The sequence below is a fragment of the Streptomyces qaidamensis genome (assembly GCF_001611795.1).
Classification (GTDB): Bacteria; Actinomycetota; Actinomycetes; order Streptomycetales; family Streptomycetaceae; genus Streptomyces; species Streptomyces qaidamensis.
The window spans coordinates 3,399,609-3,412,364 of record NZ_CP015098.1; the positions used below are offsets into that span (position 1 = coordinate 3,399,609).

The 12,756-nt window shown below is 70.9% G+C and carries 15 protein-coding genes; 10 read left to right on the forward strand and 5 right to left on the reverse strand.

What is annotated here, in order from left to right; genetic code table 11:
* Positions 1–74 precede the first annotated feature (74 nt).
* The gene (locus A4E84_RS14870; RefSeq protein WP_062927041.1) at positions 75–1,940 is read left to right on the forward strand and encodes a putative bifunctional diguanylate cyclase/phosphodiesterase; all 1,866 of its coding nucleotides are present in this window, start codon (positions 75–77) and stop codon (positions 1,938–1,940) included.
* Here the strand turns inward: A4E84_RS14870 and A4E84_RS14875 are convergent.
* Together A4E84_RS14875 and A4E84_RS14880 are read right to left on the reverse strand one after the other, a co-directional pair.
* Entirely contained in the window at positions 1,910–3,028 is a 1,119-nt protein-coding gene (locus A4E84_RS14875) for an LLM class flavin-dependent oxidoreductase (RefSeq protein WP_062927042.1), read from the reverse strand. The two genes, A4E84_RS14870 and A4E84_RS14875, sit on opposite strands and share 31 nt — an antisense overlap.
* Before the next feature lie 92 nt (positions 3,029–3,120).
* On the reverse strand, positions 3,121–3,390 hold the full coding sequence (locus A4E84_RS14880) for a hypothetical protein (protein WP_062927043.1): 270 nt from the start codon (positions 3,388–3,390) through the stop codon (positions 3,121–3,123).
* A 260-nt stretch (positions 3,391–3,650) separates the two neighbouring features.
* Here A4E84_RS14880 and A4E84_RS14885 point away from each other — a divergent pair, with 260 nt between their 5' ends.
* Positions 3,651–3,872: a hypothetical protein gene (locus A4E84_RS14885; protein ID WP_159029580.1), complete on the forward strand. Its 222-nt coding sequence runs from the start codon at positions 3,651–3,653 to the stop codon at positions 3,870–3,872.
* Positions 3,869–4,132, forward strand: coding sequence for a hypothetical protein (locus A4E84_RS14890; protein WP_062927045.1), 264 nt, complete (start codon positions 3,869–3,871; stop codon positions 4,130–4,132). The genes A4E84_RS14885 and A4E84_RS14890 overlap by 4 nt, the downstream gene beginning before the upstream one ends.
* Before the next feature lie 61 nt (positions 4,133–4,193).
* On the opposite strand, the gene A4E84_RS14895 is transcribed toward A4E84_RS14890, so the two are convergent.
* On the reverse strand, positions 4,194–4,925 hold the full coding sequence (locus A4E84_RS14895) for a maleate cis-trans isomerase family protein (RefSeq protein ID WP_062927046.1): 732 nt from the start codon (positions 4,923–4,925) through the stop codon (positions 4,194–4,196).
* Positions 4,922–5,737, reverse strand: coding sequence for a maleate cis-trans isomerase family protein (locus A4E84_RS14900; RefSeq protein ID WP_062927047.1), 816 nt, complete (start codon positions 5,735–5,737; stop codon positions 4,922–4,924). The genes A4E84_RS14895 and A4E84_RS14900 overlap by 4 nt, the downstream gene beginning before the upstream one ends.
* Positions 5,738–5,935: 198 nt before the next feature.
* Here A4E84_RS14900 and A4E84_RS14905 point away from each other — a divergent pair, with 198 nt between their 5' ends.
* Together A4E84_RS14905 and A4E84_RS14910 are read left to right on the forward strand one after the other, a co-directional pair.
* Positions 5,936–6,883: a D-2-hydroxyacid dehydrogenase gene (locus A4E84_RS14905; protein WP_062927048.1), complete on the forward strand. Its 948-nt coding sequence runs from the start codon at positions 5,936–5,938 to the stop codon at positions 6,881–6,883.
* 17 nt (positions 6,884–6,900) lie between these two features.
* Complete coding sequence (locus A4E84_RS14910; RefSeq protein ID WP_062927049.1) at positions 6,901–8,313, forward strand: amidase; 1,413 nt, start codon at positions 6,901–6,903, stop codon at positions 8,311–8,313.
* Here A4E84_RS14910 and A4E84_RS14915 read toward each other — a convergent pair.
* Positions 8,294–8,788 (reverse strand): DUF3830 family protein, encoded by a 495-nt coding sequence (locus tag A4E84_RS14915; protein WP_062931456.1) that lies wholly within the window; start codon positions 8,786–8,788, stop codon positions 8,294–8,296. The two genes, A4E84_RS14910 and A4E84_RS14915, sit on opposite strands and share 20 nt — an antisense overlap.
* Positions 8,789–8,894: 106 nt before the next feature.
* On the opposite strand from A4E84_RS14915, the gene ehuB reads away from it, so the two are divergent.
* The 5 genes from ehuB (at position 8,895) to A4E84_RS14940 (ending at position 12,743) form a co-directional block, all read left to right on the forward strand.
* Positions 8,895–9,818 (forward strand): ectoine/hydroxyectoine ABC transporter substrate-binding protein EhuB, encoded by a 924-nt coding sequence (gene ehuB / locus A4E84_RS14920; protein ID WP_107308323.1) that lies wholly within the window; start codon positions 8,895–8,897, stop codon positions 9,816–9,818.
* On the forward strand, positions 9,815–10,525 hold the full coding sequence (gene ehuC, locus A4E84_RS14925) for an ectoine/hydroxyectoine ABC transporter permease subunit EhuC (protein ID WP_062927051.1): 711 nt from the start codon (positions 9,815–9,817) through the stop codon (positions 10,523–10,525). Before ehuB ends, ehuC begins: the two co-directional genes overlap by 4 nt.
* Complete coding sequence (ehuD, locus tag A4E84_RS14930) at positions 10,522–11,172, forward strand: ectoine/hydroxyectoine ABC transporter permease subunit EhuD (RefSeq protein ID WP_062927052.1); 651 nt, start codon at positions 10,522–10,524, stop codon at positions 11,170–11,172. The genes ehuC and ehuD overlap by 4 nt, the downstream gene beginning before the upstream one ends.
* Entirely contained in the window at positions 11,162–11,947 is a 786-nt protein-coding gene (gene ehuA, locus A4E84_RS14935) for an ectoine/hydroxyectoine ABC transporter ATP-binding protein EhuA (RefSeq protein ID WP_062927053.1), read from the forward strand. The genes ehuD and ehuA overlap by 11 nt, the downstream gene beginning before the upstream one ends.
* Before the next feature lie 343 nt (positions 11,948–12,290).
* Positions 12,291–12,743 (forward strand): hypothetical protein, encoded by a 453-nt coding sequence (locus A4E84_RS14940; protein ID WP_062927054.1) that lies wholly within the window; start codon positions 12,291–12,293, stop codon positions 12,741–12,743.
* The last annotated feature ends 13 nt before the right edge of the window (positions 12,744–12,756 follow it).

Here is a 12,756-nt window from a genome sequence, read left to right on the forward strand (position 1 = left end):
TGGAAGGCCCTCGGGCCAGCCTCTATGATCGGCACACTTTCCTGACCTTTCCTGCACGGACAGAGATCGAATACATGCGGGAGCGAGCGGTGAGCGGAACCTCCGAAGGGCCGGCGCCCGCGGTAGACCTGGACCGGCCGGTCGTCACAGAGAGTGAGATCGACACGTCTCCCCGTACCGAGCCCCCGTCCGGGCTGCCCTACCGCTCGGTTTTCACGGCCGCCCCGCTCGCCATGGCCGTCGTGGACCGCGAGGGCACGGTCGTCAGCGCCAACGACTCGCTCGCCGCGCTGCTCGGCGGCAGCCCGGACGGGCTCGCCGGGGCGGTCGCCGCCGACCTGGTCGACCTCACCTCCGACGCCCGCACCTGGCACGCCTACCGCGAGGTGCTGCGCGGACGGCAGTCCCGCCTGCGCTGCACGCGCCGGCTCAAGCACCCCGACGGGCGCTCGCTGTGGGTGCAGGTGACGGTCGCGCCGCTGGCCGCCGAGGACGACGGCGTGCTGCTGTCCGTCGCCGACATCAGTGCCCGCCGGGAACTCCAGGCCCGACTGCGGCACTTGCAGATGCACGACCCGGTGACCCGGCTGCCCAACCGCACCCTGTTCTTCGAACGGCTCTCGGCCGCGCTGGAAGCGGAGTCCTACGAACAGAGCGGCACGGGCCGGATCGGGCTGTGCTACCTGGACCTGGACGGTTTCAAGGCCATCAACGACACCCTCGGCCACCGCGTGGGGGACAGACTGCTGGCCGCCGTCGCCGAGCGCCTCACCCACTGCGCCGACGAGGCCGGCCACTCACGCACCAGCATCCCGCTGGTCGCCCGGCTCGGCGGGGACGAGTTCGCGCTGCTCGTCGAGGACTCCACGGGCACCGAACAGCTGGCCGAACTGGCCGAGTCGGCGCTGCGGGCGGTCCAGGACCCGTTCGACATCTCCGGCCAGCGGCTGTCGGTCTCGGCGTCGATCGGCGTCGTCGAGCGGCACGCGGCCGGCACCACCCCCACCGCGCTGATGCAGGCGGCGGACACGACGCTGTACTGGGCGAAGACCGACGGCAAGGCCCGCTGGACCCTGTTCGACCCGGAGCGCAACGCGCACCGCATGACCCGCCAGGCCCTCGCCTCCACGCTCCGGCCGGCCATCGAGCGGGGCGAGTTCCGACTGGAGTACCAGCCGCTGGTCGGTATGGAGGACGACCGGCTGCACGGCGTCGAGGCGCTCATCCGCTGGAACCACCCGCAGTTCGGCGTCCTGACGCCGAATCGGTTCATCGGACTGGCGGAGGAGGACGGTTCGATCGTCCCGTTGGGCCGCTGGGTGCTGCACACGGCCTGTGAGCAGGCCCGTCGCTGGCAGCTCGACCACCCCGACGAGCCGCCGATCTTCGTCAGCGTGAACGTGGCGGTACGTCAGGTCTGGGACTCCGACCTGGTGGCGGACGTCGCGGAGACCCTGGCCGGGACGGGTCTGGCACCGCATCTGCTCCAGCTGGAGCTGACCGAGTCCGCGGTGATGGGCTCGGCGGGCCGCCCGCTGCAGACCCTGAAGGCGCTCAGCGACATGGGCGTGCGCATCGCCATCGACGACTTCGGCACCGGCTACTCGAACCTCGCGTACCTGAGCCGGCTGCCGGTTTCGGTGCTGAAGCTGGACGGATCGTTTGTGCGCGGCTTCCAGTACGACGACCGGGAGGCGGCCGCCCGTGCCAACCCGGCCGACGAGGTGGTCGTCGAGGCGATGATCCAGCTGGCACACCGGCTCGGGCTGACCGTCACGGCCGAGTGCGTGGAGACCTCGGCCCAGGCGACCCGGCTGCGCAGCATCGGCTGCGACACCGGGCAGGGCTGGCTCTACTCCCGTCCGGTGCCGCCGGACCGCATCTCCGAGCTGCTGGGCACGCCCGACGTTCAGGCGGAGGCGGGCGTCGGCAACCCGTAGGCGTCGGCGATGAGTTCGTAGGAGCGGAGCCGGACGTCACCGCCGTGCGCGTTGGCCGTGATCATCAGCTCGTCGGCGCCGGTGCGCTTGGCGAGGTCGTCGAGGCCCGAGCGGACCTCGTCCGGGGTGCCGTGGACGACGTTGGCGTTCCAGGAGTCGACGAAGTCGCGCTCCATGGGGCTGAACGCGTAGGCCTCCGCCTCCTGAGGGCTGGGCACGAGGCCGGGGCGGCCGGTGCGCAGCCGGACCATGCTGAGGGCGGCGGCCAGCACCTGCCGGCGGGCCTCCTTTTCCTCGTCGGCGGCGAGCGCGGAGACGCCGATGAGGGCGTACGGCTCGTCGAGCACGGCGGACGGCCGGAAGGACTCCCGGTACAGGTCCAGGGCGGGGACGGTGTTCTGCGCGGAGAAGTGGTGGGCGAAGGCGAAGGGCAGCCCCAGGGTCCCGGCGAGGCGGGCGCTGAAGCCGGAGGAGCCGAGCAGCCAGATCGGCGGGCGGTGCGGGGACTGGACGCCTCCGGGGGACGTGGCCTGGACGGGGCCCGGTACGGCGTGGATGCGGCGGTAGGGATGCCCGTCGGGGAAGTCGTCGTCGAGGAAGCGGGTCAGCTCGGCGAGCTGCTGGGGGAAGTCGTCGGCGCCTTCGCCCAGGCGTTCCGTGCGGCGCAGGGCGGCGGCCGTGGCGCCGTCCGTGCCGGGGGCGCGGCCGAGGCCGAGGTCGATCCGGCCCGGGGCCATGGCCTCCAGCGTCCCGAACTGCTCGGCGATCACGAGCGGGGCGTGGTTGGGCAGCATCACACCGCCCGAGCCGAGCCGGATGCGGTCGGTGTGGGCGGCGAGGTGGGCGAGGATCACGGCCGGGGACGAGGAGGCGACGCCCGGCATGGAGTGGTGCTCGGCGACCCAGTAGCGGTGGAAGCCGCGGTGTTCCGCGAGGCGGGCCAGGCCGACGCTGGTGCGCAGGGCGTCGGAGGCGGTGCGGCCGGCCCCCACGGTGACCAGGTCCAGTACGGAGAGGGGGACGGGCGCGTCGCCCTGTGCCGCGCCGCGTATCTCGTCTGCCGCGCCGTGTGTGTCGTCTGCCGCCACGGTGGGGTGCCTCCTGCTGTGGGCCGTGTGCTGTCGTTCCGGCTCTAACAGGGGACAGTCTCCGGTTATTCCCGGCCATGCGCCCGGGACCGTCAGGCGGCCTGCTCCCAGTCGCTCCGGGCGCCGCCCTGCGGGGGCGGCCGGTCGGCCTTCTCGCGGGCCCGCAGGGCGGCCCATGCAAGGGCGGTCGCACAGGTGAGCCACCAGGGCAGGAGCCACACGGCACCCCACCACCCGGGCGCGGGATGGAGGAAGGCGTCCACGACGGCGGAGGCCATGGCCGTGGCCAGGCACCAGCACAGCAGGCGCCCGGACAGCCGGACAGCGCTTGCGGGGGATCTGAACGGGCCCGGTTCGGCCATCGGGGAGTCCTTCACGGCACGACTGGCTGCGGACGTGGTCAGTGTGCACGGGATGGACGACTGAAGGGGAACGCGCTTTCGGTCAACCCAAGGGCCGTGTGATGCGGCGGAGTTGAGCATTCCTCAGCTTCGGGTGGGGTGTTGGAGCTATTTTGCCCCGCTCTGCCCCGAAGAAGGGGCGGGACCGATTCCGGCCCCCATGGAAGGCGCGTCCGAGGGCACGGCACCTTGCCCCGACCGCCCCGGGGCACTCGGACTCCATGACCACTGGTGCGTACGAGGTGGCGCGAGCGGCCGGCTACCTCAAGGCTGCGTTCGCGGTGGCCGTCGGCATGAACCTGGCCGAAGCCGTCTGGGACCCGAGTGGACTCGCCTGGACGGCAGCCCGACTGGCAGCCGCCGCGCTCTTCACCGTCGCCCTCGTCGCGTACGTCGCGCTGCGTCTGCTTCGGTGGCGGCGGACGAGGAGCGAACGTCCATGAGCAGGCACCGGACCGGCCTGCGCGGCCGCCTGCGCGGCGCCGGCGCCGCGGGCTTCTTCGGGGCCGTGGTCGCCGGGCCGCAGCAGCTGTTCGGCTCAGGGATCGGATGGGACTTCCTCCTGGCCATGGCCGTCGGGGCCCTCGCCGGCGGAGCCGTCGGCTTCGCGTTCCCCTCGGTCCTCACCCGTCGCCGCCGGGAGCGGCCCACCGTCCCGCCACCGCCGCATCCCCCGCCCCCGCCCCCTGAACGGAGAGCATGAACCGCGGTCCCCTCGCCGCCCGCGACAGGTGCCGCGGGCGGCGAGGGGGCGTTCTCGCGGCTCACGCCTGGACGATCGGCTCCCTCGTGAACAGCGCTCCCAGTTCAGGCGCGTTCACCCGTCGGTCCGCCAGGCGCAGGCCCTCCCAGACCGTGACCTGGTTGGCGGTGAGGATCGGCTTGCCGAGTTCCTTCTCCAGGGCCGGGATGTGGGCCGCCGTGTGCAGGGCCGTGTCGGGCAGGAGGAGCGCCTCGGCATCGGGGTGGTCGGAGTTCCGGGCCAGGGCGAGGAGTTCGGACTCGCCCCAGGTGCCGACCTCGGCGGCCGTGATGATGCCGGAGCTGTTGACGGACACGACCTCCACGCCGGCCGCGCGCAGGAACTCGGCGAAGAGCTGCGCCACGTCCTCCGGGTAGGTCGCTCCGATCGCGACCCTGCGCGCCCCCAGTTCCCGCACCGCGTGCGCGAACGCGAAGGACGTGGACGAGGCCGGCAGCCCGGCGGTCTGGGCCAGGGCGCGGACCTGCTCCTGCGCGCCGTCCCAGCCGTAGACGAAGCTGCCGCTCGTGCAGGCCCACACCACCGCGTCCGCACCGGCGTGCCGCAGTTCCTGGACTCCCGCCGCGAGCCGGCCGGCGGAGCCCATCTCCAGCAGCGCGTCCACCCGGTGCGCGTCCTCACCGATGTCGGTGTGCACCAGGTCCACCCGGATGTCGCTGCCCAGCAACTGCTCGATGCGCGGATAGTCGTCCTCGGCGGAGTGGCCCGGGTAGAGAAATCCCAGTGCTGTCATGTCCAGCCTTCCTGCTGCTGCTCTTCTTCCGGCAGTACGGGACCGGGGTCCGCCCCCGGTGCTGCGGGACCGGAACGCGCCGCCGGATTGATCAGCGCTTGGTACGGCCCCACCGCACGGGTACCCAGTCGGCGCAGTGCCGCCCACATCGTCACTTGGTTGGCCGAGATCACCGGGATGCGCAGCTCGGCCTCCAGCTGGGGGATCACGTCGTAGGTGGGCAGGTTGGTGCAGCTGATGAACAGCGCGTCGGCGTCGTCGCGGACGGCCTGCCGCGCCATGTCCACCACCTCCCGGTAGGGGACCTTCCAGATGTGCCGGGTCAGCCCCATGAAGGCGCAGCCGGAGATCGTGACGCCGGCCTGGGCGACGTAGGCCTCCAGCGACTGCGTCACCGAGACCGTGTACGGCGTCACCAGTGCCACCCGGCGTACGTCCAGCTCCACGAGGGCCTCCAGCAGTGCGCCGGAGGTGGTGATCGCCGGTACGGCACCGGCCCGGCTCATCGCCTCGCACATCGCCCGCTCGCCCATCATGCCGCCGACGAAGCTGCCGGACGTGCAGGCGTAGGCCACGACCTCGGGGGCGATCGCGTTGAGCGTGCGGACCGCCTCGCCCAGCGTCTCGTGCTCGCTGACCAGGCGGGCCAGGTCCAGACTCACCTCGACCGGCACGAACGGTGTGCGGGTCATATGGAGCGAGACCTCGTCCGGCACCCAGCGCCACAGCTCGCGGTCGAGTGCGAAGTCGAAGGGGGCGACGACGCCGACCCCGCGCTGCGGGCTGGGCCCGCCGAGAAATGAGACGTCCATGGCAGGGCACCGGCCTCACACTGGGCAACGAGTGTGCAACGGATCGTGGGAACGCCCGTGTTGACGACGGTAGGTTCGGGTGCGAGCGTGGTCAATCCGCCCGGATCACTCCTTGGTCAACACCGGGTTAACTCGTCGTCACCGGCGGCCGCCCCCAGGCCGGCCGGCCCCGCCGAACGGCTGGAGAAACGGCTGCTCATGCCCACCCCCACTCTTCTCGTCCTGGACGCCGAACCTCTCCCCCGCCTCGGCCGCCTCACCGGTCACGCCCGTATCGAGCACACCGACGCGGCGGGACTCGCCGCGCGCCTCCCGCGTGCGGACGTACTCCTGGTGTGGGACTTCACCTCGCGCGCCGTGCGGGACGCCTGGCCGGGTGAGGGCCCGCGGCCACGCTGGGTGCATACGGCGAGCGCCGGTGTGGACCACCTGATGTGCCCGGAACTCGCCGCTTCGGACACGGTGGTGACGAACGCGCGCGGCATCTTCGACCAGCCGATCGCCGAGTACGTCGCCGCGCTCGTGCTGGCGATGGCCAAGGACCTGCCGCGGACGCTGGAACTCCAGCGGGAACGGACCTGGCGGCACCGCGAGTCGCACAAGATCGCCGGAACCCGGGCCGTCGTGGTCGGCTCCGGTCCGATCGGCCGGGCGATCGCGCACACACTGGGGGCGCTGGGCATCACGACCGCGCTCGTGGGCCGTGCCGCGCGCTCCGGCGTGCACGGCCCGGAGGACCTGGACCGGCTGCTGGCCCGCGCCGACTGGGTGATCGCGGCGGCGCCGCTCACGGACGAGACACACGGGATGTTCGACGCACGCCGCTTCGGCCTGATGCAGCCGTCGGCCCGGTTCGTCAACATCGGCCGCGGCCAGCTGGTCGTCGAGGACGCGCTCGCCGAGGCCCTGGCCAAACGCTGGATCGCGGGCGCCGCCCTGGACGTCTTCGAGGCCGAACCTCTGCCCGGCGACAGCCCGTTGTGGCAGGCACCGGACCTGATCGTGTCCCCGCACATGAGCGGCGACACCATCGGCTGGCGCGACGAACTCGGGGCCCAGTTCGTGGAGCTGTACGAACGGTGGGCGGCCGGGGAGCCGCTGAAGAACGTGGTCGACAAGCAGCGTGGGTACGTACCCGGACACTGACGTTCTTGGGAGGTTGGATGACCGAGCTCACCGAGCTGACCGCCGTACGGCTTCTCGACGGGTACCGCAAGGGCGAGTGGAGTCCCGTGGAGGCGACACGGGCGGCGCTGGAGCGGGCCGAGGCGGTCCAGCCGGAGGTGAACGCCTTCGTCCGGCTGACCGCCGAGGACGCACTGGAACGGGCCCGGGAGTCGGAGGAGCGATGGCGGCGCGGTGAGCCACGGGGCCTGCTCGACGGGGTGCCGGTCACCGTCAAGGACATCCTGCTGCAGCGCGGCGCGCCGACCCTGCGGGGTTCGAAGGCCGTGGACCCGGCGGCCGGGCGCTGGGACGAGGACGCTCCCTCCGTGGCCCGGCTGCGCGAGCACGGGGCGGTCTTCCTCGGCAAGACGACGACCCCCGAGTACGGCTGGAAGGGTGTGACGGACTCGCCGCTCAGCGGTGTGACGCGCAACCCCTGGGACCCCTCGCGCACGGCGGGCGGGTCGAGCGGCGGCAGTGCGGCGGCCGTGGCGCTCGGCGCGGGGCCGCTGTCGCTGGGCACGGACGGCGGCGGCAGCGTGCGCATCCCGGCGTCGTTCTGCGGGATCTTCGCGCTGAAGCCGACCTACGGGCGTGTGCCGCTCTACCCGGCGAGCGCGTTCGGCACGCTGGCGCACGTGGGTCCGATGACCCGGGACGCGGCGGACGCGGCGCTGCTGATGGACGTCATCGGCCACCCGGACTCGCGCGACTGGTCGGCGCTCGCGGCCCCGGCCGGTCCGTACACGGGCGGCCTGGCGGGCGGGGTGCGGGGGCTGCGGGTGGCGTACTCGCCGTCGCTGGGCGGGCAGGTGGCGGTGCGGCCGGCGGTCGCCGGGGCGGTGCGGCGGGCGGTGGAGCGGCTGGCGGAGCTCGGCGCGTACGTCACGGAGACCGACCCGGACCTGACCGACCCGGTGGAGGCATTCCACACCCTGTGGTTCAGCGGGGCTGCCCGGGTGACTCAGCATCTGGGCCCGCACCAGCGGGAGTTGCTGGACCCGGGGCTGCGGGAGATCTGCGCGCGGGGCGCCCGCTACTCGGCGCTGGAGTATCTGGCCGCGGTGGACGTCCGGATGGACCTGGGCCGCCGGATGGGCCGGTTCCACGACACGTACGACCTGCTCGTCACGCCGACCCTGCCGCTCACGGCGTTCGAGGCGGGCGCCGAGGTACCGAAAGGATCCGGCCACCGGCGCTGGACGGGCTGGACCCCGTTCACCTACCCGTTCAACATGACGCAGCAGCCCGCGGCGAGCGTGCCGGTCGGCGCCGACGCGGACGGCCTGCCGATCGGTCTGCAGCTCGTGGCCGCCCGGCACCGGGACGATCTGGTGCTGCGGGCGGCCCACGCGCTGTACGGGGCCGGGGCGGCCTCGGCCGGCCGGCCTACGCCCTCCGGAAGCTGAGCGTCTCCCCCGCCGCTCCCGACCTCCACAGGTCGTTGCACGCCTCGGCCATGGTCTCCAGGCCGTCGACGACCTGGCCCCAGACGATGCCGGGGACCCAGCCGACATCGCCGTTCAGCAGCAGGTTGTTGCGCTCGTAGAACAGGGCCAGGTCGACGAGCGTGGTCCCGGCGCGGACCTCGCGGTCGTAGCCGTAGGCCTTGGTCCCCAACTCCGCCCCGGCGAAGGTGAAATAGCACAGGTCGCCGGGAATGGGGGTGATGGTCGGGTTCTCCAGGGGTGGCTCGGTTGGGGCGAAGGGTGGGAAAAGAGCGTAGATCTCGTTGCGCGCGTACTTCGCGTGGTAGACGTCCCCGGCCAGCGGAAGGGAATCCCAGACGGCCGCGCAGGTGATCGGCGCGCGGTCGTCCAGCAGCCTGGCCGTGCAGGTCACGTCGCGCTTGAGCAGCGAGACTTCGATGTAGCGATCAGCCATGCCCTCCATGGGAGTGCCCACGGCCGCCATGGTCAAGGGCGCATCGGCGCGTATCGGTCCTAAAAAGATCGGCATAACTCGAAATGCTTCGGGTAGCCGCGCGCCCATGGCCTCACCACCAGACAGAATTCCGCCCATAGTCAGGCGTGACCGCACATCAGGGCCCACCCGCCGGTCGCTGCTCGCGGGGGTCGCGGCGCTCGGCGCGCTGGGGGCGTCCGGATGCTCGCGCGTGGCCACCGCCTCCGACACGGAGGGGGGTGAGCTCCTGGAGCGGCTCCGCGCTCAGGGCGTGGCACGGCTCGGCATCGCCGGGGAGATCCCCTTCGGGTACATCGACAAGAACGGCGAACTGACCGGCGAGGCGCCGGAGCTGGCGAAGGTCATCTTCAAGCGGCTCGGGGTCGACCGGGTGCAGGCGGTCCCCACCGAGTTCGGCTCCCTCATCCCCGGCCTGAACTCGCAGCAGTTCGACATCGTGGCCGCCGGCATGTACATCAACCCGGAACGCTGCGAGCAGGTCATCTTCTCCGACCCCGACTACCAGATGCTCGACTCGTTCATCGTGCGCAAGGGAAACCCCCTGGGCCTGAGCGACTACAAGGACGTCGTCGAGAAGAAGGCGAAGTTCGCCACCGGAGCCGGCTACGCGGAGATCGGTTACGCCGTGGAGGCCGGTTACAAGCGGGGAGACATCCTCATCGTTCCGGACCAGGTGGCCGGCCTCAACGCGGTCGAGACCGGGCGCGTCGATGTCTTCGCCGGTACGGCGCTGACCACCCGGGAAGTGGTCAAGAAGTCCGCCAAGGCGGAGGTGACCGAGCCGTTCAAGCCGATCGTCCAGGGTGAACCGCACGTCGACGGCGGCGGCTTCGCGTTCCGGCCGAACGAGACCAACCTGCGGGACGCCTTCAACCGCGAGCTGCACAAGCTCAAGGACAGCGGCGAACTGCTCCGGATTCTCAAGCCGTTCGGGTTCACCGAGAACGAGATGACGGACATGACCGCGAAGGAGCTCTGCGGCGGATGACATCCGGACTCTGGGAACTCGTCGTCAGAGGCATCTGGACGACGGTCCAACTCCTCGTCCTCAGTGCCCTGCTGGGCGCGGCGGTCTCGTTCGTCGTCGGTATCGCCCGCACGCACCGGTCGCGGACAGTCAGGTTCCTCGCGGGCCTGTACACCACGGTGTTCCGCGGGACCTCCGCGCTGATCATGATCTTCTGGATCTACTTCGTCCTGCCGCTGAGCTTCGGCTGGCAGCTCGTGCCCATGTGGGCCGGGACGCTCGCGCTCGGGCTCACGTACGGGGCGTACGGATCGGAGATCGTGCGCGGCGCGATCGCCGCCGTCGATCCGGCCCAGCGGGAGGGTGCCATCGCCCTCAGCTTCACCCCCTGGCAGCGGATACGGCTGGTCCTTCTGCCGCAGGCGGTGCCCGAGATGATTCCACCGTTCTCCAACCTGCTGGTCGAACTGCTCAAGGGCACCGCGCTGGTGTCCCTCATGGGCATGGGCGACCTGGCGTTCAGCGGCAACCTGGTGCGCCTGGCGCTCCAGGAGAGCGCGGAGATCTACACGTACATCCTGTTGATCTACTTCGTCATCGCCTTCCTGCTCACCCGGCTGATGCGGGGCCTGGAGAAGAAGCTGAAGGCAGGCGTGGGGAAGGAGCCTCGGGCCGGTGTCGAAGCCACGCGGCAGCCTGAGGCCACCGGTGTGGGAGGTGTCTCGTGAAGTGGGACTGGAACGCGGTCGCGGACTTCATGCCGCACTTCTGGGACGGCCTGCTGGTCACCCTGCAGATCCTGGTCATCGGGTCGGTGATCTCCTTCGTGCTGGGCCTGGTGTGGGCGCTGCTCATGCGGGTGCCCGCGCGCTGGGTCACCTGGCCGGTCGGCGCGATCACCGAGTTCATCCGGAACACACCGCTGCTGGTGCAGCTCTTCTTCCTGTTCTACGTGATGCCCGAGTGGGGCCTGGCCTTCTCCGCCCTGACCACCGGTGTCGTGGGTATCGGCCTGCACTACTCGACCTACACGATGCAGGTGTACCGGGCCGGCATCGAGGCTGTGCCGGTGGGCCAGTGGGAGGCCGCCACGGCGCTGAACCTGCCCCTGCGCCGGACGTGGTCCGCGGTGATCCTTCCGCAGGCGATCCGCCGTGTCGTCCCGGCGCTCGGCAACTACGTCATCGCCATGCTGAAGGACACTCCGATCCTGATGGCGATCACCGTGCTGGAGATGCTGGGCGAGGCACAACTCTTCGCCCGTGAGCAGTTCCAGTTCACCGAGCCGCTGACGGTGATCGGCGTGGCCTTCATCGTCATTTCCTACCTGGCCTCCCTTGCCCTGCGAGCCCTGGAGCGACGCCTTGCCCACTGACACTCTCCCCAACCCCGAGAAGAACCCCGCCCAGAGCGCCGGCGAGCTGATCCGGCTGGACCAGGTCACCAAGCGGTTCGGCCAGAACACGGTCCTCGACCACCTGGACTTCACGGTGGACGCCGGGAAGCACGTCACCCTGATCGGTCCCTCCGGTTCCGGAAAGACCACGATCCTGCGGCTGCTGATGACCCTGCTCAAGCCCGACGAGGGCACGATCACGGTCGACGGGCAGAAGTTGTTCCCCGCCTCCGACAAGGAGGTCCGGGAGGTCCGCAAGAAGATCGGGATGGTGTTCCAGCAGTTCAACCTGTTCCCGAACATGACGGTGCTGCGGAACATCACGGAGGCGCCGGTCACCGTCCTCGGCCTGTCGAAGGACGAGGCGGTGGAGCGGGCCAAGGGCCTGCTGGACATGGTGGGCCTGGCCGAGAAGTGCGACGCTCACCCGGCGCAGCTGTCCGGCGGTCAGCAGCAGCGGGTGGCGATCGCCCGGGCGCTGGCGATGCGGCCGCAGGTGCTGCTCCTGGACGAGGTGACGTCCGCGCTCGACCCGGAGCTGGTCGCCGGCGTGCTCGACGTCCTCAGAGACATCGCCCGCTCCACCGACATCACCATGCTCTGCGTGACCCACGAGATGAACTTCGCCCGGGACATCTCCGACCAGGTGCTGATGTTCGACTCGGGCCGGATCATCGAGTCCGGTCCGCCCGAGAAGATCTTCAGCGAGCCGGAGCACGAGCGCACCAGAGAATTCCTCGGCGCCGTGCTGTGACGGCCGGCCCGACGGGTCTGCGCTGGTGAGTCACCGACGTCGACGCGGCGCGCGAGGACAGAAGCCGCGTGCAGAGACCGACGCGGCTGCGGCCGTCATCCCGTGCAGGACCACCGGACACGTGAGGTCCACGGGTTGACGGCCGCGCTCCGGCGATGGTGCGCCGTTGGATGCGGGTACCGGGACCCTGCGTAATGTCATGCACATAGCAATAGGGGGCACCCTCCCCCTCACCGTCCAGGGGAAAGGAGACGTCCGCCGTCCGCGTGAACGGCCGTTCCGAAGATCCGATGGCACAGGAGCGGCCGACGACAACCTGAAGTCAACAGGATCGAGGCTCAGGATGAAACTCGCGACCCCCATGGTCGTCGCGACCACCGCGTTCGCCCTCGTCGCGTTTCTCGGCACGTCCGCTTCCGCCGCGACGCTCTATACGGAGAGGGCTTCCGCGACGTCGACCACGCCCACCCTCGACGCCAACTGCAACGAGGTGACCGGATACGAGAACCCTCGCGCGACGGCGGGCCTCGCCTGCTTCAGGCCTCTCGGCGACAAGTTCTACGTGCGGGACACCCTTGGCGACGGCCATCACATCGAAGTACGCGGCACGGTGAACCGCACCGGTGACAACTTCCGCTGCTACGAGCTCGGAGGCTCCTCGGCCGGCTGGCAGGTCTGCGACAGTTTCGCCGACGAGATCCCCGAGCATTCCACGATCTACTGGGAAATCGGCCTGTGGGAGGGCGGCAAGCTCCTCGGCACCGGCGGGGACCCCAAGTTCAGCTCCACCACCTGAGGCCGCCCTCGAC